This is a genomic window from Nonomuraea sp. NPDC050022 (assembly GCF_044460705.1).
GTDB lineage: Bacteria > Actinomycetota > Actinomycetes > Streptosporangiales > Streptosporangiaceae > Nonomuraea.
The window spans coordinates 213,804-239,322 of the sequence record NZ_JBITKE010000012.1; the positions used below are offsets into that span (position 1 = coordinate 213,804).

The following is a 25,519-nucleotide window of genomic DNA, read 5'->3' on the forward strand; positions in this document are numbered from 1 at the left end:
CTAAGGCCCCATCATGAGAACGCCATGAACAGTTCCGAGGCCGTTTCATGAGTGCTAAAGCAGCTACCACGTGACGGGCATGGCGTTCGCCCCGAAGATGACCTGACTGTACTTGAATGACACCTCCTCCTCGTCCACCGCGAGACGCAGCGACGGGATCCGCTCGAACAGCGTCCGGTAGGCGATCTCCAGCTCGGCCCTGGCCAGGTTCTGGCCGAGGCACTGGTGCACGCCGTAGCCGAAGGCGACGTGGTGGCGGGCGCCGCGGTCGATGTCGAACTCGTCCGGCCGCTCGAAGGCCCGCTCGTCCCGGTTCGCCGAGGCGCCGAGCACGAAGATGCCCTCGCCCTTCTTGACGAGTTGCCCGCCGATCTCCTGGTCCTCGATGGCCACCCGGTCGAAGGCCACCCAGTCGACGATCGACAGGTAGCGCAGCAGCTCCTCGATCGCCATCGGCCACAATCCCGGGTCCTCGCGCAGCCTGGCCAGCTGGTCGGGGTGGCGCAGCAGGGTCAGGACGCCGAGCGGGATCATGTTGGCGGTGGTCTCGTGGCCGGCGATGAGCAGCAGCGAGATCATGCCGACGATCTCGTCGTGGCTCACCTGTCCCGCCACGATCAGCCGCCCGAGCAGGTCGTCCTTGGGCTGCTTCTCGGCCTCGGTGACAAGCCCGTCGAGGTATCCCTTGATCTCCATGATCGCCGCGATGCTCGCCTGCGGGTCGTCGCTCGACACCATCATGCGGGTACGCGACTGGAAGAACTCGTGGTCGCTGTACGGCACGCCGAGCAGCTGGCAGATGACCAGCGACGGCAGCGCCAGCCCGAAGTCGGCGACCAGCTCGGCCTCCGGGCCCTTGGCGAGCATGTCGTCGATGAGCAGGTCGGCGGTCCGCTGGATGCCGGGCCGCATCTCCTTGACCCGTCTGACGGTGAACTCGGGGATGAGCAGCCGCCTGAATCGGCCGTGCTCGGGCGGGTCCATGTCGATGAACTGGCCGACCCTGAACCGTTCCATGAACTCGCGCTGTTCCTCGGTGGGCTCCTCGGTGGTGAAGGCGTTGTTCGGATGGCCGGGGGTGGCCGGGCTGGTGCTGATGCCCTGGCCGTTCAGCACCTGCCTGGCTTCGGCGTACCTGGTGACCAGCCAGACGTCGCCGTTGGGCAGCGACGTCCGTACGAGCGGCGCCTCCTCGCGCATCCGCTCGTACTCGGGCGGCGGCGCGTACGGACACGTGCGCGGGACAGGAAAGGAGGTGGTCATAGTCTTGCTCCCTACGAAGCCGGAATCGCATTGCTTACTTACGCGAAAGTAAGCAATGGAGAGCCCGGCCGTCAAGCGAAACGGAGCGAAATGGCAGGGCGGCGGACCGATACACGTGAGCGGATCCAGCGGGTCGCGATGGAGCTGTTCGCCGAGCGGGGCTACGACAAGACCACGTTGCAGGAGGTCGCGGAGCGGCTGGAGATCACCCGGCCGGCGCTGTACTACCACTTCCGGACGAAAGAGGAGATTCTCGCCAGCATCGCCGACGGGTTCATCACCTCGCTCGACGAGCTCGCGGAGTGGGCCCGCGCTCAGCCGGACACGCCCGAGGCCCGGCAGGAGATCCTGCGGCGCATCTCCGAGTTGCTGGAGGACAAGTGGCGGCCGCTGATGCGCTTCGCGCAGATGAACCAGGGGGCCTTCGCCCAGTCTTCGGTGGGCGACCGGATGCAGGAGCGCATCGTCACGCTGGTGTCGGTGCTGAGCAGGCCGGGGGCCGACGCGATCGCGCAGTTCGAGGCGCGGCTGGCGGTGTTCGCGCTGATCCTGGGCGGGGTGCCGGAGCTGTTCGGCATGGACCTGCCGCCGTCCGAGCTGGCCGCTGCCGCCATGACCGTGGCGACCCGGCTGGTCTCGGACCACGAGTCCTCAGGTCAATAGAGCCATCGCCGCGTTGTGGCCGCCGATGCCGCTGACGCCGCCGCCCCGCCGGGCGCCGGCGCCGCACAGCAGGATCCGCTCGTGCCCGGTCTCCACCCCCCAGCCGCCTTCCTCCGCGTACGGCCAGCTCAGGTCACGGTGGAAAATGTGCCCGCCGGGCAGGCCCGCCTCGTTCTCCAGGTCCACCGGCGACTTGGCCTCGACACAAGGCGTGCCGTCGGGGGCGCGCAGGAGGCAGCTCTCGATGGGCTCGGCCAGCACGCTGTCGATGGAGGCCAGGGTGGCCTTGAGCGCCTCGTCCCGCGCCTTGTCCGGATTGTCGCGGAACAGGCGGGCGGGCATGTGCAGCCCGAACAGCGTCAGCGTCTCCGCCCGGCCGCGCAGCTCGGGGCCGAGGATCGACGGGTCGGTCAGCGAGTGGCAGTAGACCTCGGCGGGCGGCAGGTCGGGGATCCGCCCCGCCACCGCCTGCGCGTGGGCGCGGGCCAGCTGGTCACGGCTCTCGTTGATGTGGAACGTACCGCTGAAGGCCGCGCGCGGGTCCACCGAGTCGTCCTTGAGCCGCGGCAGCCTGCTCAGCACCATGTTGACCTTCAGCTGCGCGCCCTCGGGCACCTCCGGTGTCGCGCCGAGCAGCCGGTCGAGCACCGCCGGCGGCAGGTTGGCCAGCACGTGGCGTCCGGTGACCGCGTGCTCGCCGTCGTCCGCGCGGAACGCCACCTCACCCGATGGGGAGATCCCGATGATCTCCGCACCGGTCCTGATCTCCGCCCCCGCCTGTCTGGCGGCCGCTTCGAGCGCCCCTGAAACCGCGCCCATCCCGCCGACCGGCACGTTCCAGTCGCCCGTCCCGTCGCCGATCACGTGGTAGAGGAAGCACCGGTTGGCCAGCAGGTCCGCTGCGGGGTCGGCGAACGTCCCGATCAGCGCGTCGGTCAGCACCACGCCGCGTACGGTGTCGTCAGCGAACCGCTCGTCCACCGTCTGCCCGATCGGCCGCTGGAACAGCTCCCGCCACGCCTCGGCGCCCACCAAGCGCTCGATCTCGGCCGGGGTACGCAGGGGTTCGAGCAATGTGGGCGCCAGGACCCGGGCCACCTCGGCGGTCAGCCCGTAGAACTCCCGCCATGCCCGGTGGTCGGCGTCGCCTCCGGTGACGGTTCTGAACGAGGCGGCGGTCGCGCTTTCGTCGCCGTCGTCCACGAGCAGGCCGGTGTCGCCGTGGGGCGTGTAGGAGGAGTAGCGGCGCCGGCGCAGGTCCAGGCGGAGCCCCAGGTCGCGGACGATCTCCGTGGGCAGGAGGCTGACCAGGTAGGAGTAGCGCGACAGCCGTACATCCACGCCCGGAAAGGGGCGCGCGGAGATCGCCAGGCCGCCCACGTACCCGAGCCGCTCCAGCACCAGCACCCGCCGCCCGGCCCGCGCCAGGTACGCGGCCGCCACCAGCCCGTTGTGCCCGCCACCCGCGACAACGACGTCATATGACCCCATACCGGCACCATACATAGTGATCGCTCTCGAAGAGCGAGCACACGGCCTGCGTCACCAGGCGCAAGCTCTAGGTATCCGAGACAACGTCGGCCAGCGGTGTCGCGGGGTGGCCGGTCAGGCGAGGGATGGCGTCGCTGACCCCGTCCATCTCGCCGTTGGCGATGGCGGTGTAGGTGGAGACCCAGGCGTCGAGCTGCCAGTCCGGGGCGCCGTAGGAGGCGCGGGAGCGGTAGGCCTCTTCCACGTCCTCGGGGTGGTAGGTGATGGCGCGTCCCGTGGTCCGGGACAGGATCGCGGCGATTTCGGCGAGGGTGAGCGATTGCGGGCCGGTCAGGTCGTAGGTGGCTCCGGCGTGCTCGGGGGCATGGAGCAGTACGCCGGTGGCGGCGTCGGCGATGTCGTCCTGCGCGACGACCGCGGCTCGCCCCTGTCCGCCGGGACCGCGGATGACGCCGTCGTCGCCGACCAAGGCCGGCGTGAAGTCGGCGTAGAGGTTGTCGCGCAGGAAGGTGAAGGCCAGGCCACTGGCGCGGATGTGCTGTTCGGTGGCCCAGTGGTCGCGCGCCAGCGTGAACGTGGCATCGGGGGCGGCGCCGTAGAAGGAGATGTACACCAGGTGGGCAACTCCGGCCTCGGCGGCGGCGTCGACGAAGGTGCGGTGCTGCTGGAGGCGGTCAGGGGTCTCCGAGGCCGACACCATCAGGACCCGATCGACGCCGTCGAGGGCCCGCAGGACGGCGTCACGGTCGCCGAAACCGCCGCGGACCGCGGTGGCTCCGGCCAGCTGAGGGGCGCGGTCCAGGTCGCGTACCACCATGGTCTGCGGGATATCGGCGGCGGCGAGCCGGCGGACGACGCGCCCGCCGAGGCGGCCGGTGGCGCCGGTCACGGCGATCCTCGCTTGGCTGATCATGGATGGGCCTTTCCTGTCGAAGGCTCTCCATGGTGTCAAAGATCGGTGAGCCAGTCGGTGATCGATCGGTGCCGCGGGCGCCAGCCGAGGAGATCGCGGGTACGGGTGCCGCGCACGCGGCTGTTGGAGCCCAGGGCGTGGCGGGCGAACTGGGGATCCCAGACGTTGTCCGGTGAGTCGGGGTCCCAGGGCCGCGGGCCGGGCAGGCCGAGGGAGCGGGCGATGGCGCCGGTCATCGCGGCGAAGGACTCCTCGCCGTTCTCCACGAAATAGAACGTGCCGGCGGGCGTCTTCTCCAGGGCGAGAAGGTACAGGTCGGCCATGTCGTCGATGTGGACGTTGGACCAGATGTTGCCGCCGCTCCCGACGTGGCGGACCACACCGCCGGAGCGCGCCTGGTGGACCAGTGCCGCGATCAGGACGCTGTCGCGGCCCAGGCCCCGTCCAGGCCCATAGATCAGGCTGTTGCACAGGACGGCGGACCGTACGTCCTTCTCCGCGGCGCTCAGGACCAAGCGGTCGATGGCGAGGCGCGCTTTGCGGATGGGATGGTCGGGCTCCCAGGCGGAGCCCGCATCGAGGATGTCCTCGCCGAAGGTCGTCCCGGATGCCTCGCCATCGGCGCCGACGCCCACGATGCTGGAGCCGCTGGTGTGGATCAGCGGCTTGCCGGACCCGGCCAGCGCGGCGATGAGTGCTTCGACGGCCCCGCGATGGTCGCTGCTGGCGGCGTTGACGACACCGTCGGCGCGGTGGGCCTGCTCGGTGAGCACCGCCGTGTCGTCAAGGGTGCCTATCACCGCCCGGCAGCCGAGCCGGGCGAGGTCCTCGGCTTTGGCCTGGTCGCGGATCAGGCCGGTGACGGTGTGGCCCGCCTGTATGAGGCGGGCGGCGACGGAACCGCCGATGTAGCCGCTCGCGCCGGTGACGAAGACATGCATGGAGGAAAGGATCGGCTTGCGCTGAATGGAAGCGCAAGCTTCCTTGCCGAAGCGGCAAAACCCTCGGTCACGGACGGCTGGCGATCGCCAGCAGGGTGGCGGCGGGGGCGGCGAGTGAGCGGCCGCGGCGCCACACCGCGCGCAGACTCCTGACCAGGTTGATCCCGGCCAGCGGCACCTCCACCAGCCGGCCCGTGGCCACCTCCGCCTCCACGGCGTACCCACTGAGCACCGCGGGCGCCGCCCCGGCCTGGGCGGCGCCCTTGACGGCCGAGTTCGAGCCCAGCTCCAGGCGCGGGCTGGCCCGGTGCAGGCTCCTGAACGCCACGTCCAGCGTCTCCCGGGTGCCCGAGCCGGGTTCGCGGACGACGAGCGGCGTGGCGGCCAGCTCCGCCCCCATCAGCGCGGTACGACGCCGCGCCCAGGCGTGCCCCGGCGCCACCACGACCACCAGCCGGTCGGTGCCCACCACCCGGCTGGCCAGCCCCTCGGGCACGCTCGGCCCCTCGACGAAGCCCAGCTCCACCTCTTCGGCCAGGACCCGGGCGGCGACGTCGGCGGAGTTCACCACGTCGAGGCCGACCTGGATGTCCGGCTCCCGGTTCTGCAGCTCACCCAGCCAGCGCGGCACCAGGTACTCGGCCACCGTCATGCTCGCCGCCACCCGCAGATGAGCTGCCTCGCTGCGCCGTACCGCCTGGGCGGCGCGCATCAGCTCCTGGGCGGCGGCCAGCACGTGCGCGGCCCAGCCCGCCACCATCTTTCCCTCGGCGGTCAGCGTGGACCCGCGCGGCGTACGCTCCAGCAGCGGCAGGCCCAGGCGGCGCTCCAGGTGGGCGATCCGCTTGCTGGCCGACGGCTGGGCGATGCCCGCGACCTTGGCCGCCTGCCCCAGGCTGCCCAGCTCGCCCACGTCGACCAGGAGCTTGAGCGAGTCGAGATCCGGCAGCGTACTCATAGCCCAAGGCTATGACCTACCAGCCAACGCGTGGCTACCGAGCCCTCCCGGCGCTCAGAACACTGAGATCATGAACTTCACCACCCGCGCGCCGCACGATCGTCCGCCTGGTGATCGGCTGCGCGACGATCGCCTGCCCGGCATCGGCGCGGCGGCGCTGGCGGTGGTGTTCGCGCTGGTCGTGAACCGGTTCGTGCCCGTGCTCAGCCCCGCGGCCATCGCCGTGGTGTCGGGCGCGGCGCTGGCGAACCTGGTGGGTGTCGGCGAGCGGCTCAAGCCCGGTCTGCGGTTCGTCGCCAAGCGGGTGCTGCGTATCGCGATCGTGCTGCTCGGCCTGCAGATCGCGGTGCCGCAGGTGCTGGCGCTGGGCTGGCGGACGGTGGCCGTCGTGGTGATGGCGACCGGCGTCACGTTCACGCTCACTCCGCTGATCGGCCGTCGCCTCGGCCTCACGCCGGGCGCGTCACTGCTGGTCGCCACCGGCGTCTCAATCTGCGGCGCCGCCGCGATCGCGGCCATGCGGGAAAGTACCGACGGCTCCTCCGACGAGGACGCGGCCGGCGCGCTCAGCGTGGTGGTCCTGTACGGCACCGCGGCCATCGCCGTGATGCCGCTGGCGGCCTCCTGGCTCGGGCTGTCGGCGACGCAGCTGGGGGTGTGGGCCGGGGCGGCGGTGCACGAGGTGGCCCAGGTGGCCGCGATCGGTGCCGCCTCGGGCGTGCTGGCCACCGCCGTCACGGTCAAGCTGGGCCGCGTCATCCTGCTCGCCCCGATCGTCGCCCTGACCTCGTACCGGAACCGCGTTGACTCCCCCGGCCGGCTCAAGCGCCCGCCGGTCATCCCGCTCTTCGTGGCCGGCTTCCTGGCGATGGTCGCCCTCCGCAGCAGCGGCCTGGTTCCCGCCGCCGTGACCACCATGGTCCCCCAGGTCACGAACGTGCTCATGGCCGCCGCCCTGTTCGGCCTCGGTACGGGGATCGACGCTCGCGCGCTGATCAAGGACGGACGCGCACTGCTGCTCGGTGCCATAGCCACCGGCATGATCGGGACCATCTCGCTCGCGGGTGTCATGCTTCTCGTGTGATCACCGGCGGACGTCCTCCTCCGTAACGTGCTTATCCGGAACAAACTTCGTAAAATAGACCGTTCCACCAAGCCGTTCTACGAAGGAGCACGAAACCCACATGCGCAGCGCCGCCGACCCCATCCTCCGGCCGTCCGACGAGGTCGCCGAAGCCCTTGCCACCGGCGCTCCGGTCGTGGCCCTGGAGTCCACGATCATCTCGCACGGCCTGCCGCAGCCGCGCAATCTGGCGGTCGCCCGGGAGCTGGAGGACGTCGTCAGGGCGGCGGGTGCCGTACCGGCCACGATCGCGGTGCTCGACGGCGTGGCCCGCGTCGGCCTGAACGAGGTGGAGCTTGAACGCGTCGCCACCGAGTCGGGCCTGCGCAAGCTGGGCCAGCGCGACCTGCCGGTGGCGGCGGCGCTGAAGGCGAGCGGCGCGACGACCGTGTCGGCCACGTCGTTCCTGGCCGCCCGCGCGGGCATCCGGATCTTCGCCACCGGCGGGCTCGGCGGCGTGCACCGGGGCTGGACCCAGGCGCAGGACGAGTCGGCCGACCTCGACACGCTCGCGCGTACCCGCATCACCGTCGTGTGCGCCGGGGTCAAGTCGATCCTGGACGTGCCCTCCACCCTCCAGCGCCTGGAGACCCGCGGCGTGACCGTGGCGGGATACCGTACGGACACCTTCCCGGGCTTCTACCTGCACTCCTCCGGCGAGCCGATCGACTGGCGGATCGAGTCGCCCGACGAGGCCGCGGCCATCATGCGTGGACAGGACGGGTTCGGCGGCCAGGAGACCGCGCTGATCGTCGCCAACCCCATCCCGGTGGACCGGCAGCTCGATCCCGCGCTGCACGACCGCGTGCTGGGCGAGGCGCTGGCCGCCGCCGACCGCGAGGGCGTGACCGGGCAGAAGATCACCCCGTTCCTCCTCGACTACCTGGTACGCGGCACCGGCGGCGCCTCCCTGGAGGCGAACCTGGCCGCGGTCCGCGGCAACGTCGCCCTCGCGGCCCAGATCGCGCTCGCCTGGTCCCGAGCGTGAGCGGCGGCGGCCTCCTCATCATCGGCGACGTCGTCACCGATGTGGTGGCCCTGCACGCCACTCCGGTCATGTCGGGCACCGACACGGCCGCCGACATCGTGCTCCGTCCCGGCGGCTCGGGCGCGAACACCGCCTCCTGGGCCGCCCACCTGGGCGCCGACGTACGGCTGCTGGCCCGGCTCGGCTACGACAGCAGCGAGTGGCACACCGCCGAACTGCGCAAAACGGGGGTACGCCCGCACGTACGCGTCGATCCCCACCATCCGACGGCGATCGTGATCGCCATGGTGGACCGGACCGGCGAACGCTCGTTCCTCACCAACCGGGGCGCGGGCGGTCAGATCTCCGCCGAGGACTGGGACGGCTCGCTGCTCGACGGCGTGGGCCGCCTGCACCTGTCCGGCTACACGCTCTTCGCGGAGGCGGGGCTGGCGCTGGCCAGGCTCGCCATGGCCGAGGCCCGCGCCGCCGGGGTGACCGTCAGCATGGATCCCGCCTCGACCGGCTTCCTGCGCGAGTTCGGCGTCTCTCGTTTCCTGCGCGAATCCGCCCCCGCCCACCTCATCATCCCCAACCGGGACGAGGCCCTCCTGCTCGCCGGCGCGCAGGCGCCCGAGCGGGCCGCCGAACTCCTCAGCGAGAGGTACGGCACCGCGATCGTCAAGTTGGGGCCCCAGGGAGCTCTGGCGGCCTCGGAGGGCACTGTGACGGCGGCGGCAGCGGGGGTTCCAGCCGAGGTCGTCGACTCGACGGGAGCGGGCGATGCGTTCGCTGCGGGATATCTCACAGCGAGGTTGAAGGGTGCCGGTGAAGGGCAGTCTTTGGACGCCGGATGCCGGGCCGGAGCCGAGTGCGTGGCCCTGGTGGGCGGTCGGCCACGGTACGGTTTGGAGCTGAACCTTCTTTACCCTATTCACACCGATTGATAGCTTGCCGCGTAGGCTGCACCAAGAACCACATGCGTATTGAGTGGCATCACGCGGCTCACTGGGGAGGATAAGGTCCGCCGATGGAAGTCGAGTCATCGATCTGCCTGAGCGACCTGGTCCCTGCCTTGCGCTGGAGCCGTCCCCAGCAAGTCGCGGAGGCGCTGGGCGATCCGCGCCTGCCGGCCGGGTGGTGGTCGTCCGTAGCTCTTTCGAGGGCGCTCGGCACGACCGGACTCGACTGGATCTGCGACCGGCTCGCCCTGCTGGCCTCGGCCCGCTGGGACCACCTCGCCCTCTCGGACGTGCTGCCCGCGCTGACCGTGCACCCCATCGACCCGGCGCTGCCCGGCTGGCCGGAGGCCACCAGGACGGCGATCACCGGTCTGGGAGGCTGGCAGCGGTTGCGCCGGCTGTCGCCCGGCGACCTGAAAACGCCGTCGGCCACGCCTGAAGTGGTGATCGGCTCGGTGTTCCGTGAGGTGCTCAGCCGCATCCCGGTCCAACGCGAACCGGGTCAGCCCGTCACCCAGCCCGCGCAGCCTGGACAGCAGGGCCACCCGGCACAGCCCGCGCAGCAGGGCCACCTGGCACAGAACCGGCCGGGCCAACCCGCCCATCCCGGACAGGGCCAGCCCACCGCCCATCCGGGACAGGGCCATCCAGAGGTGACCCGCCCGCTTCAGCGCGGCACGGTTCCTGGCCAGCGCGACGGAGGTCCCGGCCAGCGTGACGGAGGTCCTGGTCAGCGCGACGGAGGCCCGGGGCAGAGCCCGGCGCACACCGGCCCGCTGCCCGCCGTGGCCCAGAACAACGGCGGCTCTCCCCGCCAGACCGGCTCCTTTCCCGTCCAGGGGACCCCGCAGTCGGGTTCCTTCCCTGACCAAGGTGGGCCGCAGACCGGCTCCTTCGCCGCTCTCGGCGGGGCCGCCCGCCAGACCGGCTCGTTCCCGGCGCAGAACGAGGGCACTCCGGCGCCCACGGCCGGTCGGCAGCCGCTGTCCGCTCCGCAACCTCAGTCCGACCCCCAGGCCGCCCGCCAGGACACGAACTCCCCCATCGCCAATCCTCCCATCGCCAATCCTCCCGGCGCCAATCCCCCCGGCACCGCCCAGCAGGGCGGCCTCTTCCCCGGCACCAACGCCCCGGGCACTGGCCAGCAGGGCACTGGCCAGCAGAGCGGCGGGTTCCCGAACACCGGCCTCCCGGCCGCCAACGGTCCAGGCACCGGCTCCTTCTCAGCGGTCGGGTCCGCCTCGGGCCCCGGCCTTTCGGGCGCTGGGCTTTCGGGCGCCAACGCCCCCGGCAACGCGGACCCCGAGCGCACCGGCCCGCACACCGGTCCCCATCCCACCGCCGGCCCGCACACGGGCCCGCACCCCACTGCCACCGGTCCGCACTCGACCGTCGGCCCGAATACCGGTTCGCACCCCACCAGCGGCCCTCAGGCCGGCACGTCGCCCACCGGCGGCCAGCTGCCGCCCAGCGGCGGCCCGCACACCGACCCCCGGTCCGGTGCCGACCGTCCTGGCGGGACAGCCCAACCGGGCGCCCAGCCGGGTGCTCTCCCCGGCGCCGACCGCCTCCCCGGCGGAACGCCCCACACCGGACCACGCCCCGCCACCGGGCCGCTCGCGGGCACCGGAACACCCGCGGGCAACGGGTCCGGCAGCGGCACCGGCTCCTTCCCAGCGGTCGGGTCCGTCGGCGGCACCGGCTCGTTCCCGGCCGTCGGGTCCGTCACAGGCACCGGCTCGTTCCCCGCTGTCGGGCCACTCGCGGGCAACGGAACGCCCGCAGGCAACGGATCATCCACCGGAGCCGGCCCGGGATCGCGCCCCGGAGGCGCCTTCCCAGGCGACCTGGGCACCACGTCCCGCACCCCGAACGCCGACCCCTCCGGCCACACCGGCGACGTCTCTCTGCCGGCGACAAACGTTCCGGGCCTCGGCGGCGCGTACGACACGCCCGCACCGGCGGCGACGCCCGCGCCCTCCGAGACCGACCACGCCATGGTCCGGGTCGTTGACAGCCTGTTCCGCAGCCTGGACAAGCTGGCGCTCGCGGTGGCCGTACACCGCCTGTTCGCCGAAGACCCCGTCAGCCTGCGTACGCTCGCCCACAAGATGCTCGTCGACCGTGACGCGCTCTCCCAGGCGCAGCGGACGGCCGAGGAGCGCGTGCTGCACTGGCTGCGTTCGTCGGAGTCGGCGCCGGTCACCGGGCACATGTTCCGGCTGACGGAGTGGCTCGGCGCGGCCGCCACGCAGGACCAGCTCATCGGCGCCGACCCGGCGCACCCGGTGATGGTGCCGTCGCTGCGCACTCCGCTCTGGCGGGTACTCGTGACGCTCATGCCCGACCGCCGCCTCCAGGACGGCTGGCTGGTGGTGGGCGACCTCCATGGCCTGCAGGCCCGTACCAGGCAGCTGCTGGCCGGTCAGCCCGCCGACGCCGACGTGGTGGAGCTGCTCAGCGAGCTGGGCATCCGCGCGCACTCGGCCAAGGCGTGGTTCGACGCGCTGCCGGAGCCGTCGGACCCCGTCGCGTCCGCCCCCTCACCGGCCCAGCCGCTCCCCCGCCGTACTCCCGGAGCCAACGGCCACCACCACAGGGGCGGCCAGCCCATCCCTTCGGCCGAGACCAACTCCATCGACCCGTCGGCGGCCCTCGCCACGCTCTCCGCCCTCTCGGGCGGCCGGTCCGGCATGCTGCCCCCCACGCTCGCGGGCACTCCCGCCACCCCACCGCCGCCGCTGCCGAGCCCTTCCTCGGACCCGCGCCGCTGGCAGCGCATCGAGGTCACCAACGAGCACCTCCGGGGCGGCCCGGTCCCGGTGCCCGAGGGGTACGCCACGCAGCTCGGCATGCGCCCCGGCACCCTCCTGTCGGTGACCGGTCCGGGCGACAACGCGATCGTCCTGGTCTGGCAGGGTCACCAGCCGGTCTTCGATTCGCTCCAGCCGGTCCTCATGCGCCTCAACGCCCGCCCCGGCGACCAGGTGTACGTCACGGTCGACGGCTACCGCCTGGAAGCCCAGCTCACCGGCTGACCACAGCCGCCCGGGATGCCGCTTGACCCCAGAGGCCAAGCGGTGTCTGGTGCCTCGGCACCGGAGGTCAGCAGCGACCGCGCCTTGCTGCCGGGGTCACGCACTCGTCGGCGACAGGCACCGGACCGCGAAGCCGATCACTTCTCGGCGGTAGACACCGGACCGTGAGGCCGGTCAGTCGTCGGCGAAGAGGCGGATCCGATGGGCCACCGCGGATGCCTCGCCGCGGGAGGCGACGCCCAGTTTGGCCAGGATGTTGGAGACGTGCACGCTCACGGTCTTGACGGAGATGAACAGCTCCCCCGCGATCTCCCGATTGCTGTGCCCCTCAGCCACGTGCCGCAGCACCTCCAGCTCGCGCGCCGTCAGCCCCAACGGCAGCCCGTCGGGCGCCGGCTCGTCGGCCACGGCGACACGGCCCCGCCGCGCGAACGCGTCCAGCCGCTCGACCAACGGCGCCGCACCGAGTTGCTCGGCCAGCTCCCGGGCTCTCGCCAGTCTGGCCCCCGCCCCCTGCCGATCACCGGCCTCCAGCGCCGCACGGGCGGCACCTTCCAGGGTCCAAGCTTCGGAGTAGGGCTCCCGCAGCCCCGCCCAAGCCGCCACCGCCGCGTCCCACATCTTGAGCCGCCAGGACGCACCATCGAGACCGGCCGCGGAACCAGCCTCAGATCCGACACCGGACCCAGAACCGGACTCCAGCTCGGACTCGGACAGCCCCGTCAAAGCCATGAACGTGAGCCGGTGCGCCTCCTGGCAGTCTCCCTCAGTCTCGAGCCGGCCCGCGACCGACCGCAACTCCGCCACAAGATCCCCGCCAAGCTGCGCGATCACCACCAGCAGCGGCCAGGCGTAACGCGGGCTGGCCACCAGATCCTGCGCACGCAGTGTCCGGGCCGCCGCCTCCCGCGCCTCGTCCAGGCGCCCCCGCGCCACCAGAAGCTCGACCTCCCTGCAGGCGTGCGGCAGCACGCTCTGGTCGCGGAACCGCCCGCGCGCCAGCACACTGCGTGAGGCCGCGAACAGCTCCTCGGCCCGATCGACCCGTCCGCGCGCGAGCGCGATGTCGGAGGCCAACCCCTGCAGGCTGGCCCGGTAGGGCGGCGGCGGCATGAGCTCCAGGGCGTGCTCGATCACCTTCAGCGCCTCGTCCCAGCGCCCGAGCGACCACAGCGGCTCCGCCAGGTTGATCGACAGGAACGTGCCCGACGTGCGCGCCACGCCATAGCGTTCGGCCTCGGCGATGCCGTCGCGGGCGACCTGCGCGGCGCGTTCGTGGCGGCCGGCGCCCTCCAGCACGTCGGATTCGGAGATGGCACCGCGCAGCATCGCGTTGTGGGCGTCGGCCGTGGCCGCGATGCGGCGCGCTTCGGCGAACCCGTCCAGATAGGTGTCGATGTCGGAGAACTGGCAGCGCGCCCAGGTCAGGCTGATCAGCGCGTGCGCCTCGGTGTTGGCGTCGCCTACCTCGTGGCCGAGCTCCATGGCCAGTTGGGCCGTCGAGATCCTCTCCTGCCAGTCGTCGTAGAGCATGCGCGCCAGGCTCTCCAGCACTTGGGCCCGCAGCCTGCTGGGCTTGTCGGCGGGCACCAGCGACGCCGCCCGGCGCAGGTCGTCGACATGACCGGGCCGGCTGAGGTCGTAACCGGTGAGACCGCGCTGGCGCAGCAGCCTGGCGGCCCTGGCCGGCTCTGCCGTCTCGTCGATCTCGGCGAGCCCGGCGGTGGCCAGGGCGATCGAACGTTCGTACTCGCCCGCCAGATGGGCGACCGTGGCCGTCTGCCTGAGCACGTCGACATGGTCGGTGCCGATGCGCTCCGCGGCGTCGGGCACCTGATCCCACAGCTCCAGCACCCGGGACAGCATCCTGAGCTGCTCGTCATAGGCGGCGGAGCGGCGGGCGGCGGCCGCGGCGTGCCAGGCGCTGATCAACGCCCACGTGGTGTCGTGGGCGGCGTGCCAGTGGTGGGCCAGCTCGATCGCCCCGCGCGGGACGGGCAGGATCGACAGGTCGCGCTCCAGCGCCTCGGCGAAGCGCGTGTGCAGGCGGGTGTGCTCGCCCGGCAGCAGGTCGTCGTGGAGCGCCTCGCGGATCAGCGCGTGCCTGAAGGAGTAGCCCTCGCCGTCGACGACCAGCACGTTGCCGGCCACTGCGGGCCGCAACGCGTTGGACAGCGCCACGTCGTCCCGACCGGCGACGGCGGACAGCAGGTCGTGCTCGATGCGCTGGCCGCCCGCACTGGCCACGCGGAGCAGCTCCTGGGTGTCGTCGGGCAGCCGTTCGACGCCGGCGAGCAGCAGGTCGCGCAGCGACTCGGGCAGCGCCTCCCCGACGCCGGACTCGCTGAGCAGCGCCTCGACGAACAGCGGGTTGCCCTCGCTGCGCGCGTAGATCAGGTCCATGTCGGAGCCGGACGGCTCGCGCTCCAGGATGCTCGCCGCCTGCTCGACGACCTCCTTGCGGGTGAGCCTGCGCAGCTCCAGCCTGGCCACCCAGTCGATGCGGCCCAGCTCGGCCAGCAGCGGGCGCAGCGGGTGGGTGCGGTGCAGCTCGTCGGCGCGGTAGGTGACGACGATCAGCAGCCGTACGCCTGCGCGCTGGTAGCGGACCAGGAACGAGAGCAGGTCGCGGGTGGATCGGTCGGCCCAGTGGGCGTCCTCGACGACCAGGACGACCGGCCGGTCCTCCGCCAGCCGCTCCAGCAGGCCGAGCAGTTGCTCGAAGAGCCGGGCGCGGGCCTCGGAGCCGTCACCGTCGGGCTCGCCGAACTCGGGCAGCAGCCGGGCCAGCCCGCGCGTGGTGCCGCCCGGCACGAGCGCCGCGACACCGTCGCGGCCGAGCTCGCGCACCAGGCCGCGCAGCACCGCGGTGAAGGGGGCGAACGGCAGGCCCTCGGTGCCGAGCTCCATGCAGCCGCCGACGAGCACCATCGCCTCGCCCGCCCGGTCGGCGAACTCCCTGACCAGGCGCGTCTTGCCGACACCCGCCTCGCCGCCGACCAGCACGGTGGACGCCGCGCCGGTCCGGGCGCCGGCCAGCGCGCGCTCGAGCGCGCTCAGCTCGCCGGCGCGGCCGACGAAGAGCGGGCTCACCGCGTGGATGCTCACGCCCCAAGAATGCCATCAGGCGGCGACAGAAACGGCCCCGGCCTGATCATTAGCACAGGTGATGCGCCTCAAGCGCGGTTCTCCCAGAACAACCTCTCGTCCTTGTCCGGATCGGTGACGATCTCGCACTCGGCGTCGAGCCACATCGTGGCACGGTCTTTCAGCGTGTAGGCGGGCCATCTCGGCACGTCCGTCGCCGTGGGGCGGCCCTTACGGGCGAAGCCCGCCCACAGTGCGCTCATGTGCCGCGCGGTCGCCAGCCGCCCCGGCGATTGATCGGCGTAGAGGAAGAAGTCGAGGTTCTTGTCGGTGTTGGCGAATTTGAGGTTGATGTCTGACGCGTGCGGCGAGCCGATGGGGAAATCGGTGCCCGGCACCACGGTCGGGTTCTTGTAGGCGAGCTGGTACATGAACACGGGCGCGGCGCGCTGCGCCACCTTGGCCTCCGCGATCTTGATCGCGTCGCGCCAGATGGGCGAGGTCGTGATCGCGAAGTAGAGCTGCGCTGGCGTCGCGTCGGGCCGCGACGCGTGGAAGATCCTGATGATCTGGTCGAGCTCGGCACCCTGGTACGTGCGGCTCAGCTCCCTGCGCAGGCCGGCCTCGTCGATGCGGAAGATGTCGGGCGGCCCGAAGAGACTGAAGAACACCGTTTCATCGCGGCATGTGCCGCACATCAGCGGCTTGCCGGCCGAGAAGGACGCGACGCCGTCGGCGAAGGGATGCCGCGGAATGATGGCGCCATCGACGAAGGCGCCGAAGCCGGGGAGCGGGCCGGGGTCGCCCCAGGGCGCGACGCCGTTCGCGGCTTCGGACTGCTGGATCTCGAGCAGCCTCCCGGCCGGAATGTCGTGCAGCTGGGGAATGTCGGCCGTGGTCAGTCCCAAGAGCTCCAGCGTGCGCTCGGCCCGCGCGGTGGCGCCTTCGCGGGTGGGAAAGCGCAGCGGTGCGGCGCTTTCGATCGAGGCCTTGTGGAACAGCGACGCGGCGTCCGGCATGGTGTAGACGGCCGCGGTCTTGGCGCCGCCGCCGCTCTCGCCCCAGACCATGATGTTGTCGGGGTCGCCGCCGAAATTCTCGATGTTCTCCCTGGTCCAGCGCAGCGCCGCGAGAATGTCCAGCATCCCCTGGTTGGCCGCGTAGTCGCCGCCGGCGAGATCGCCCAGGAACAGATAGCCCAGCAGGCCCAGCCGGTGGTTGGACTCGACCACCACCACGTCATAGAGCTGCGCCAGATGGGTGCCGTCCTGCCCGGTGGCGGAACCGGAGCCGATCATGTAGCCGCCGCCGTGGTTGTAGAACATCACCGGCCGCCGCTCGCAGTCGGCGGCCGGGGTCCAGATACTGAGATAGAGGCAGTCTTCAGAGGGTGCCGGCATCCGGCCGTTGCCGTTGGGGCCCATCTCGTTGTCCGCTGCCTGGAATGCCGGGTTGGGAAAGTCCACCGCGTCGCGCACGCCGGTCCAGCGCGTGGGCGGCTTCGGGGCCTTGAACCGGAGCTCGCCGAGCGGCGGCGTGGCGTAGGGCACGCCGAGAAACTTGACGATGCCGTCCTCGCGTCTCCCGCGCACCCTGCCGTAACGGGTTGCCGCCTCGTCCGTTCGCCCAGTTCCCCGCGCGAGTGCCGGGGAGCCCTCACCCATCACGGCGGCGACCACGGATAACGACGTGCCGATCATCGCCCTGCGGTTCATTCCCGAGCCCGCCATCAGGCTCCTCTCTTGGAGAGCGCACACGCATGCAGGACTAGCCTGCAGTCAATGGGTAACGTTTTCCACGCTTCCCCCGACCATAGGCGTCGATGCCCTCATAGTCCATCGCGAAATATGGGTAACGTTACCCATTCACCTACCGAAGCGCCCTGGACGGTGCGACGCCCTCGGCGCTAGCGGAGGATCTTCCTGAACATCGTCGCCGACGCCTCGTAGCCCAGCGCGTGGTAGAACTCGGGCGCCCGCCGCGTGGCCATGGCCACATAACCGGCCTGCCGCGAACGGGCCCACGCCTCGAACTCCACCAGCAGCGCCCGCCCGATACCCTGCCGGCGCGACCCGCTCTGCACCATCGCCTCCTCGACCCAGGCGACCGGCCCGTTGGCGAACAGCGTCAGGTGGACGAACCCCAGCAGATAACCGTGCACCCGGCCGCCCACCACGGCCGCGATCAGCATGACGTCGTCATCGCGCAGCAACTGCGGCAGCGCCGCGTCGAAGGCGTCCCGCTCGGGCCTGAAGGTCAGCCCGAACTCCATCGCCAAGGCGAACAGCTCGTCCGCGTCGGCCTTCTCCGCTCTCCTGATGTGGAGATCGTCTGACGTCATGTCGTACGACCTTAAGTCGTGGCGTGGCCGCCGTCCACTCAGGTCAGCCCGTCAGCCCGGTCATGTCGCCTCGTCAGCCCGCTCAGGACAGCGGGCCGGTCTGGTCAGGTCAGCTCGTCAGCGCCTTGACGGCCTGTTCGGCGACCTCCTGGGCGCCCTTCATAAGCACGTCCTCGGCGACCGGCTGGGTGTCCTTGCCCTGGGCCAGGATGTCACCGTTCTTGTTGTCGGTGCCGAAGTAGCGGACGTTGATCGTCGTGTTGCCCATCACGATGTAGGCCCAGACGTTCGTGGTGCCTTTGAGGTTCTGGGTGTACATGGCGTGGGTCTCGTCGCCGACGCCGTCGAAGTTCTTCATCTCACCGTACGTGCTCAGAAACCGCAGGCCGGGGTTCTCCTCCTTGGTGCCCGCCATGTCCTTCATCGAGCGGAAGTTGAACTCGGCGTCGTCCCTCGCGGCCGCGACGCTGGGCCAGACGTTGACGGCCAGGTGGATGGTCCGCGATTCCAGGGTGCCGTTCTTGATGTTCTTGGACGTCTGGGTCCACTCGCAGCCCTTGCGCAGCGCTCCGTAGCCGTCCTTCTGGACGCCCGGCGCGGACTGCGACTTGGGCGCGAGCCGCGTGGTCAGGCTCGCGGGCAGCAGGTCGCACACCTCCGGCACCGCTTTCAGCGGCGGGAAGGTGGAGGTGGCCGCGGGCGTCTCGGCCGGATCCGACGAAGCCGCCTCCGAGGGCAGCCCGGACGACGAAGGCAGCCCGGACGACGAGGGCAGCGACGAGGGCAGCGTGGACGGCAGGTCGAACGAGGGCGACGGCAGCGCGACCGGAGGCGCCTCCTGACCGACGTTGCGTACCGCGATGAGCGCCCCGCCCAGCACCGCCACCGCCGCGGCCCCCGCCAGCACACCCTTGGCCCAGCCGGGCGCCTTCGACGAGACGGGCCGCTCGCCACCGGCGTCCGGCCAGTACGAGGCCGGCGGAACGGGCGGCGCCTGCGGTGCCTGCGGGCCCTGGATCATGGCCACCCCTCATCGCGGCGGATCATTACGAATGGGATGCTGTTGACGCGTCCGGGATGGAAATATAGCGAACCGAAAGTCTTGCACACTATGGTCTCCAACGTGCCTGGTCTGGGGGATTCCAAAATCGCAGGCCGCTATCGGGTGCTACGGGCGCTCGGTCAGGGTGGCATGGGCACCATCTGGCTGGCTCACGACGAGCTGCTCGACCGCCAGGTCGCCATCAAGGAAGTACTGCTCCCGCAGTCCCTCGCCCCGGCCGAACGGGCGGAGGCGCTTCAGCGGGCCATGCGCGAGGCGATGGCGGCCGCCCAGCTGCGGCATCCGGGCATCATCACCATTCACGACGTACTGTCCGAGGACGGGCGGCCGTGGATCGTCATGGAACTCCTCCGAGGCCGTGACCTCAAGGACGCGGTGGCCGCCGAGGGCCCGTGGTCGCCGGAGCGGACGGCGGCGATCGGGTTACGGGTGCTGGAGACGCTGTCCGTCGCCCACGCGCACGGCATCCAACATCGCGACGTCAAGCCCGCCAACGTGTACCTGACCGACGACGGCCGGGTGGTGCTGACCGACTTCGGCATCGCCAGGCTGGAGGACCAGGCGACGATCACCGAGTCCGGGCTGCTGATCGGGTCGCCCGGGTTCATCGCCCCCGAGCGGCTGCGCGGCGAGCGCGGCGGGCCCGAGTCGGACCTGTGGTCGCTGGCCGCCACGCTGTACGCGGCCGTGGAGGGTCAGGCTCCGTACGTCGGCACCTCCCCTATGTCGGTGCTGCGTGACGCCCTGACCCTGCCGCCCCGGCCGCCCCAGCGCGCCGGGAACCTCGGGCCGGTGCTGATGATGATGCTGGCCCGCGACCCGTACCAGAGACCCGCCCCACAGGCGGCCGAGCAGCTGTTGCGGCGGGTCGCGGAGGGCGGCCCGGCACTGGCGGTCACGCAGCCGATGGCCGGGCGCGCGAGCCGGCTGCCGCTCATCGTCGGCGGCGCGGTGGTCGCGGCGGCGGTGGTGGCGGGTACGGTGGCGTTCGTGGCCCTGCGGCCCGCGGACACCCCCGCGACACCCGTGGCGGAGACCGTGACGCGGCAGCCGCACACCACGTCCCCCACTCCCACCCCCAGCGAGGAACCCGAGCCGGCGAAGACCCCCAAGTTCACCGCAGCCGTGAACCTGTGCACACTGCTCACCCCAGCGCAGGTCGCCAAGCTCGTGCCCGGCGCGGGCAAGGGCAAGCGCGACGGCGACATGTGCGAGTGGACCACCCGCGGCAAGGGACTGTCCGCCGAGGTACTGGCCAACATCGGCGGGCCCGAGAGGTGGAGCACGGTCCCGGAAGACGCCGAGGAGGACTACATCGGCCGGCGCAACGGTGCCTACGAGGGAGCGGAGATCACGTGGACCTGGCCGGAGGTCGGCCTCACCAAGGGGATCAAACAGCAGCGCCGCCACGTCGAGGACATCGACGGCATCGGCGATGAGGCGTACGGCTACGAGCTCGTCAGCCCCAAGGGCAACGCCGAGAACGTCACCGTGGTCTTCCGGCTCAGCAACGTGAACGTCCAGATCGGCTACGTCAACGTCAACAAGATCGGCGACAACGCCGCCCTGCGCAAGGGGGCGCGCGACGCCGCGCGATGGCTGGCCGAGGCATTGAACCGCCAGGAGTGAGGCAATGAACCAACCGCGACTCGTGGGCGGCCGCTACCAGCTGCTCGAACAGCTCGGCCGCGGCGGCATGGGCATCGTCTGGCGCGCGCAGGACACCATGATCGGCCGCGAGGTGGCGGTGAAGCAGGTACTGCTCCCGCCGAACCTCTCCCCCGCCGACCAGGCCGCGCTGCGCCACCGTACGCTGCACGAGGCCCGCGCGGCGGCCGGGATCCGGCACCCCGCCGTGGTCGGCATCCACGACGTGATCGACGACGGCGGCCAGCTGTGGATCATCATGGAGCTGGTCCGCGGGCGCTCGCTCGACCAGGTCGTCAAGGCCGGCGGGCCGATGGGGGCGCCGTGGGCGGCCTCGATCGGGCTGTTCGTGCTCTCGGCGCTGGCCTCGGCGCACACGCGCGGCCTGCTCCACCGCGACGTCAAGCCGGGCAACGTGCTGCTCGCCGACGACGGCCGCATCCTGCTGTCCGACTTCGGCATCGCCGCCCCGACGGGTGCGGCCCAAACGGGTCCCCAGCAGGGCGGCGTGCCGGTGGGGACTGCGGGGTTCACCGCGCCCGAATGCCTCACCGAGAGCGTGGCGCCGGGACCGCCGTCCGACCTGTTCTCGCTCGGCGCGACGATCTACACGGCGGTGGAGGGCGTACCGCCGTTCCAGCGCAACACCGCGTTGGCCACGCTCGGCGCGGTGATGACCGAGCCGCCCAGACCGGCGCAGCGGGCCGGCGCGCTCACCCCGCTCCTGCTCGGCCTGCTGGCCAAGGACCCCGCCCACCGGCCCGACCTACGCGCGCTGCGGCGGGGACTGGAGCAGGTGGCGGGCCACGCGGTGCCCACCGTCAGGACGCCCGCGCCCGCGTGGGTGGTCTCGCGCACGGCCGCGTACGGCTCGGCGGCGGCCGTGGTCGTGGCGTTCGTCGTCGCGGTCACGCTCATCCTGACCATGGGGTCGTCCGCCGCGCCGCCGCAGGCCACGCCGTCGGCGGCGGCACGGACCGCGAAACCGGCGCCGAGCAAGGCCGCCCCGACGAGCGCGGCGCCCACGGCTTCGGTATCCGCCAGTCCCTCGCCCGCGGTCACGCTGCCGGCCGGCAAGTTCTCCAAGGTCCCCCGGCCCTGCCAGCTGCTCACCAGGGCGCAGGCCACCCAGCTCGTCGGCGCGTTCATCACGTCCTCGACCGACCCGACGTTCAGATGCGCCTGGTCCACCACGGGCCTGCCTCCGGCGGGCAAGGAGCTGAGCGTCTTCCTGACGCTCTGGCTCTACGCGCCGCAGGGCGACGGCTACGAGACCACGCTCGCGCAGGAGCACATCGCCGGGGCGCGGAAGGAAGCCGAGGACAAGGCGGGCAGGGGCGGCTCGGGCGAGAAGCAGGGCGAGGTCTTCGAGATCCCCGGCGCGGGTGAGGAGGCCATCGCGTACGAGATCTCCCGGGTGAAGTTCAACGACAAGGCGGAGGCCGAGGTACACGTGCTCTTCCGCACCGGCAACATGGTGGGCGAGTTCCGCTTCGTGCACGACGTGGCCAAGGACGCCACGCTGCGGGACAAGGCCGCGCGGGCGGCTAAGTTCCTGGCCGCGAACCTCGACGCCAAGGCCTCCTGACCATGCGCGTGATCGCCGGACGCTACCAGTTGCTCGCCCCGCTCGGGGCGGGTGGCGCGGGCACGGTGTGGCGGGCGCGTGACGAGCTGCTGCACCGCGAGGTCGCGGTCAAGGAGGTACGGCTGCCGCCCGGCCAGGACCAGCAGCGGGCCCTGATCGACACGCTGCGCGAGGCAAGGGCGGCGGCGGCGCTGAACCACCCGTCGATCATCACCGTGCACGACGTGATCTCCGAGGGCGGCCAGCCCTGGATCATCATGGACCTGCTCGCGGGCACCTCGCTGGGCGAGCTGGTCAAGACGCGCGGCCCGCTGCCGCCCGGCCACGTCGCCACGATCGGCCTGCGCGTGCTCGACGCGCTGGAGGCCGCCCACCACCGCGGCATCCTGCACAGGGACGTCAAGCCCGGCAACGTGATGATCACCGATGTCGGCGAGGTCGTGCTGACCGACTTCGGCATCGCCGCGCACACCGGCGACGCCCCCGGCGCGGGTACAGCCGCCGCCGCGGCGCACGCCGGTGACGTCGCGGGCTCCCCCGGCTACATCGCGCCCGAGCACCTGCGCGGCGAGCCCGCGGGCCCGATGGCCGACCTGTGGTCGCTCGGCGCCACCCTGTACCTGGCCGCGGAGGGCCGGGCGCCGTTCGAGCGCGACTCGGCGATGGCGATCGTCGCGGCCGTGCTCACGCTGCCACCACCGCCACCCGTCAACTCGGGCCCACTGGCCGGCCTGCTTCTGGCGATGCTCGACCGCGACCCCGCCGCCCGTCCGCACCCCCGGGCCATCAGGGCGCACCTGGAGTCACTGGCGGTCCCGCTGCCCGTCCGGCCGCGCGAGACCGCGCCCGCCACGATCCCGGTCCGCGCTCACCCGCGCCGCCGTACGCCGCTCGTGCTGGGCGGTCTGGCGGCGGGTACGGCCGTAGCGGTCACGGCGGTCGTACTCGTCAACAGCTCCGGAGGCTCTCCCACCGCCACGGCGCCGGCCACCCAGGTCGCCCAGCCCGCCTCGACCACGGCGCCCCCGACCCCGGCGCCCTCTCCCACCACGGCGCCCCCGACCGCACCGGCCAGGGGCGACGGCCAGTTCGGTCAGCCGCCGAAGGCGTGCGCCCTGCTCACCGACGACCAGGCGCGGACCGTCCTGCCCGGCTCCCACTCCAAGCAGCCCGCCCTCTACGACGAGAGCGAATGCTACTGGTCGGTCGGCATGGTCGGGCTCCTCGACCGCCCGTCCATCAACCTCAAGGTCAAGTACTCCGGCACGGTCAAGGCCGCCGAACGTGCCTTCACCCAGACCGTACGGTCCCGCGACACCAAGGCGGGCAGCCAGCAGACGGTGACGATCTCGCGCACCAGGACGGTGCGCGCGGGCGACGAGGCGGCCGCCCAGGACAACGAGGCCGGCATCACCCACACCTCGACGACCACCATATGGATGCGGGTCAGCAACGTGATCATCCAGGTGGAGGCCAGCCATCCGAAGCGAACGAAGGTGACCCCCCAACTCCGGGACACCGCTCTCAAGACCGCCCGCGCGGTGGCCGACACCCTCCAGAAGGCACGATGAACCAGCAAAATGACTTCCCAACCGCGGCCGTGCCGCGCACCGCTCCCACCCAGCAGTCCCGCCCCGGGCTGCGGGTGACGCCGGCGATCCTGAGCGGGGCGGCGGCCGTGGTCGTGCTCATGCTGTTCACCGTCCTGTTCCTGCTCACCCGGCAGCCCGACAAGTCGGAGGCCGTGGCCGTACCCGTCAAGACCACGCGGGCGGTCGAGCCCTCAGTCAGCCAGCCTTCGCCCAGCGAGCAGGCCACCACGAGCGAGCCCGCGCCGACCGGGGCCGCCATGTTCACCAAGACCGTCGACCCATGCACGGTCACGGACGAGGACCTGGTCAAGAAGCTGACGTTGTTCCCGGACAAGTCGCAGATCAAGGCCGAGGAGTGCGAGTGGTCGACGCTCGCGCCCGGGTCGGGGATGCCGGGCAACATGCAGTTCCGGCTCCAGGTGTACGTGAAGGTCTTCCCGGGTGACGTGGCAGCGGCGCACGAGCAGTTCGTCGCGCAGCGGCAGGAGGCCGTACTTCTGGCCAAGACCTCCACCCCCGCCGTGCCGCCCGTCGGCGACGCCTCCTGGACCACCCTCTACACGCTGCCCGGCGACACGGGTAAGGGACCGACCACCGCGACCGTCGGCGTCCGGGTCAGCAACGCGGTGATCCAGGTGGCCTACCAGCGGCGCGTCACCGAGGACCCGACGGGCAGGCTCACCAAGGGCGCCCTGGACGTGGCCAGATCGGTCGCCGAGAAGCTCGGCACGTCGAACTGATCGGTTTACAGGTCGCCCAGCCCCAGCTGGCGGGCGATCAGCATGCGCTGGACCTCGCTGGTGCCCTCGCCGATCTCCAGGATCTTGGCGTCGCGGTAGAAGCGGCCCACCGGGAACTCGTTCATGAACCCGTAGCCGCCGAAGACCTGCGTCGCTTCGCGGGAGTTGTCCATGGCGGCGTTGGAGGAGACGAGCTTGGCGATCGCCGCCTCCTTCTTGAACGGCACGCCGGCCAGCATCTTCTCGGCCGCGTGGTAGTAGGCCAGGCGGGCGGTGTGGGTGCGGGCCTCCATGTCGGCGATCTTGAACTGGATGGCCTGGTAGTGGCCGATCGGGTGGCCGAACGCGCGTCTGTCCCTGACGTAGCGCAGGCATTCGTCCACGCAGCCCTGGGCCAGGCCGACGCCGAGGGCGGCGATGGCGATGCGGCCCTCGTCGAGGGTCTGCAGGAACTGGGCGTAGCCGCGGCCGCGCTCGCCGAGCAGGTTCGCGGCGGGGACGCGGCAGTCGGAGAAGGACAGCTCCCTGGTGTCGGAGGCGTTCCAGCCGACCTTGGAGTACTTCTTCGAGACCGTGAAGCCGGGCGTCCCGGACGGCACGAGGATGGTGGAGATCTCCCGCTCGCCGGTCAGCGCGGCGACGCCGACCACGCCGGTGAGGTCGGTGCCCGAGTTGGTGATGAACGCCTTGGTGCCGTTGATCACCCACTCGGCGCCGTCGAGCGTGGCCGTGGTGCGCATGCCGCCGGGCACGTCGGAGCCGCCGCCGGGCTCCGTCAGGCCGAACGCGCCGAGGGTCTCGCCCGCCGCCATCTCCGGCAGCCAGGTCGTCCGCTGCTCGGGCGTACCGAATCGGTAGATCGGCATGGCGCCCAGCGACACCGCGGCCTCCAGCGTGATCGCCACGCTGGAGTCGGCGCGTGCCAGCTCCTCCAGGGCCAGGCAGAGCGCGAAGTAGTCGCCGCCCATGCCGCCGTACTCCTCGGGGAAGGGCAGGCCGAACAGGCCCATCGCGCCCATCCGGCGGACGATGTCGTACGGGAACTCCTCCCGCTCGTAGTAGTCGCCGATCACCGGCGCCACCACGTCGCGGGCGAACGCCTCGACGGTCTTGCGCAGCTCTTCGTACTCGTCGGTCAGCAT

At 71.7% G+C, this 25,519-nt stretch carries 19 protein-coding genes; 9 read left to right on the plus strand and 10 right to left on the minus strand.

Going from position 1 to position 25,519, the window contains the following annotated elements; genetic code table 11:
* Positions 1-63 precede the first annotated feature (63 nt).
* Positions 64-1,263, minus strand: coding sequence for a cytochrome P450 (locus ACIBO2_RS43645; protein ID WP_358551322.1), 1,200 nt, complete (start codon positions 1,261-1,263; stop codon positions 64-66).
* Positions 1,264-1,353: 90 nt separating this feature from the next.
* On the opposite strand from ACIBO2_RS43645, the gene ACIBO2_RS43650 reads away from it, so the two are divergent.
* Complete coding sequence (locus tag ACIBO2_RS43650; RefSeq protein ID WP_358551320.1) at positions 1,354-1,926, plus strand: helix-turn-helix domain-containing protein; 573 nt, start codon at positions 1,354-1,356, stop codon at positions 1,924-1,926.
* Here ACIBO2_RS43650 and ACIBO2_RS43655 read toward each other — a convergent pair.
* From ACIBO2_RS43655 to ACIBO2_RS43670, 4 genes are all read right to left on the minus strand, one after another.
* The gene (locus ACIBO2_RS43655; RefSeq protein WP_397304116.1) at positions 1,915-3,417 is read right to left on the minus strand and encodes a phytoene desaturase family protein; all 1,503 of its coding nucleotides are present in this window, start codon (positions 3,415-3,417) and stop codon (positions 1,915-1,917) included. The genes ACIBO2_RS43650 and ACIBO2_RS43655 overlap by 12 nt on opposite strands.
* A 67-nt stretch (positions 3,418-3,484) precedes the next feature.
* Positions 3,485-4,330, minus strand: a complete 846-nt coding sequence (locus ACIBO2_RS43660) for an SDR family oxidoreductase (RefSeq protein WP_358551316.1) — start codon at positions 4,328-4,330, stop codon at positions 3,485-3,487.
* Between the two features lie 35 nt (positions 4,331-4,365).
* Positions 4,366-5,271 (minus strand): NAD-dependent epimerase/dehydratase family protein, encoded by a 906-nt coding sequence (locus ACIBO2_RS43665; protein ID WP_397304117.1) that lies wholly within the window; start codon positions 5,269-5,271, stop codon positions 4,366-4,368.
* A gap of 67 nt (positions 5,272-5,338) precedes the next feature.
* Positions 5,339-6,229 carry a LysR substrate-binding domain-containing protein gene (locus ACIBO2_RS43670; RefSeq protein ID WP_397304118.1) on the minus strand — a complete coding sequence of 297 codons (891 nt, stop codon included), beginning with the start codon at positions 6,227-6,229 and terminating at the stop codon, positions 5,339-5,341.
* Between the two features lie 70 nt (positions 6,230-6,299).
* Here ACIBO2_RS43670 and ACIBO2_RS43675 point away from each other — a divergent pair, with 70 nt between their 5' ends.
* The 4 genes from ACIBO2_RS43675 to ACIBO2_RS43690 all read left to right on the plus strand — a co-directional run bounded on the left by ACIBO2_RS43675 (position 6,300) and on the right by ACIBO2_RS43690 (position 12,319).
* A complete protein-coding gene (locus tag ACIBO2_RS43675) occupies positions 6,300-7,313 on the plus strand; it encodes a YeiH family protein (protein WP_397304119.1) in 1,014 nt (337 codons plus the stop codon).
* Between the two features lie 100 nt (positions 7,314-7,413).
* A complete protein-coding gene (locus tag ACIBO2_RS43680; RefSeq protein ID WP_397304120.1) occupies positions 7,414-8,340 on the plus strand; it encodes a pseudouridine-5'-phosphate glycosidase in 927 nt (308 codons plus the stop codon).
* Positions 8,337-9,266, plus strand: coding sequence for a carbohydrate kinase family protein (locus tag ACIBO2_RS43685; protein ID WP_397304121.1), 930 nt, complete (start codon positions 8,337-8,339; stop codon positions 9,264-9,266). Before ACIBO2_RS43680 ends, ACIBO2_RS43685 begins: the two co-directional genes overlap by 4 nt.
* Before the next feature lie 83 nt (positions 9,267-9,349).
* Positions 9,350-12,319: a hypothetical protein gene (locus tag ACIBO2_RS43690; RefSeq protein ID WP_397304122.1), complete on the plus strand. Its 2,970-nt coding sequence runs from the start codon at positions 9,350-9,352 to the stop codon at positions 12,317-12,319.
* 174 nt (positions 12,320-12,493) lie between these two features.
* On the opposite strand, the gene ACIBO2_RS43695 is transcribed toward ACIBO2_RS43690, so the two are convergent.
* From ACIBO2_RS43695 to ACIBO2_RS43710, 4 genes are all read right to left on the minus strand, one after another.
* Entirely contained in the window at positions 12,494-15,427 is a 2,934-nt protein-coding gene (locus ACIBO2_RS43695) for an AAA family ATPase (RefSeq protein ID WP_397304123.1), read from the minus strand.
* 68 nt (positions 15,428-15,495) lie between these two features.
* The gene (locus ACIBO2_RS43700; protein ID WP_397304124.1) at positions 15,496-17,106 is read right to left on the minus strand and encodes a carboxylesterase/lipase family protein; all 1,611 of its coding nucleotides are present in this window, start codon (positions 17,104-17,106) and stop codon (positions 15,496-15,498) included.
* 206 nt (positions 17,107-17,312) lie between these two features.
* On the minus strand, positions 17,313-17,747 hold the full coding sequence (locus ACIBO2_RS43705; protein WP_358551298.1) for a GNAT family N-acetyltransferase: 435 nt from the start codon (positions 17,745-17,747) through the stop codon (positions 17,313-17,315).
* A 109-nt stretch (positions 17,748-17,856) separates the two neighbouring features.
* Complete coding sequence (locus ACIBO2_RS43710; RefSeq protein WP_358551296.1) at positions 17,857-18,768, minus strand: hypothetical protein; 912 nt, start codon at positions 18,766-18,768, stop codon at positions 17,857-17,859.
* A gap of 90 nt (positions 18,769-18,858) precedes the next feature.
* Between ACIBO2_RS43710 and ACIBO2_RS43715 the strand changes: the two genes are divergently transcribed.
* Genes ACIBO2_RS43715 through ACIBO2_RS43730 form a run of 4 tightly spaced genes read left to right on the plus strand, consistent with a single transcriptional unit; the run spans position 18,859 to position 24,377 of the window.
* Positions 18,859-20,439, plus strand: a complete 1,581-nt coding sequence (locus ACIBO2_RS43715; protein WP_397304125.1) for a serine/threonine-protein kinase — start codon at positions 18,859-18,861, stop codon at positions 20,437-20,439.
* A 4-nt stretch (positions 20,440-20,443) separates the two neighbouring features.
* A complete protein-coding gene (locus ACIBO2_RS43720) occupies positions 20,444-22,045 on the plus strand; it encodes a serine/threonine-protein kinase (protein ID WP_397304126.1) in 1,602 nt (533 codons plus the stop codon).
* Positions 22,046-22,047: 2 nt separating this feature from the next.
* Entirely contained in the window at positions 22,048-23,616 is a 1,569-nt protein-coding gene (locus ACIBO2_RS43725; RefSeq protein ID WP_397304127.1) for a serine/threonine-protein kinase, read from the plus strand.
* Entirely contained in the window at positions 23,613-24,377 is a 765-nt protein-coding gene (locus tag ACIBO2_RS43730) for a hypothetical protein (protein ID WP_358551288.1), read from the plus strand. Before ACIBO2_RS43725 ends, ACIBO2_RS43730 begins: the two co-directional genes overlap by 4 nt.
* Positions 24,378-24,382: 5 nt before the next feature.
* Here ACIBO2_RS43730 and ACIBO2_RS43735 read toward each other — a convergent pair whose 3' ends face one another.
* A complete protein-coding gene (locus ACIBO2_RS43735) occupies positions 24,383-25,519 on the minus strand; it encodes an acyl-CoA dehydrogenase family protein (protein WP_397304128.1) in 1,137 nt (378 codons plus the stop codon).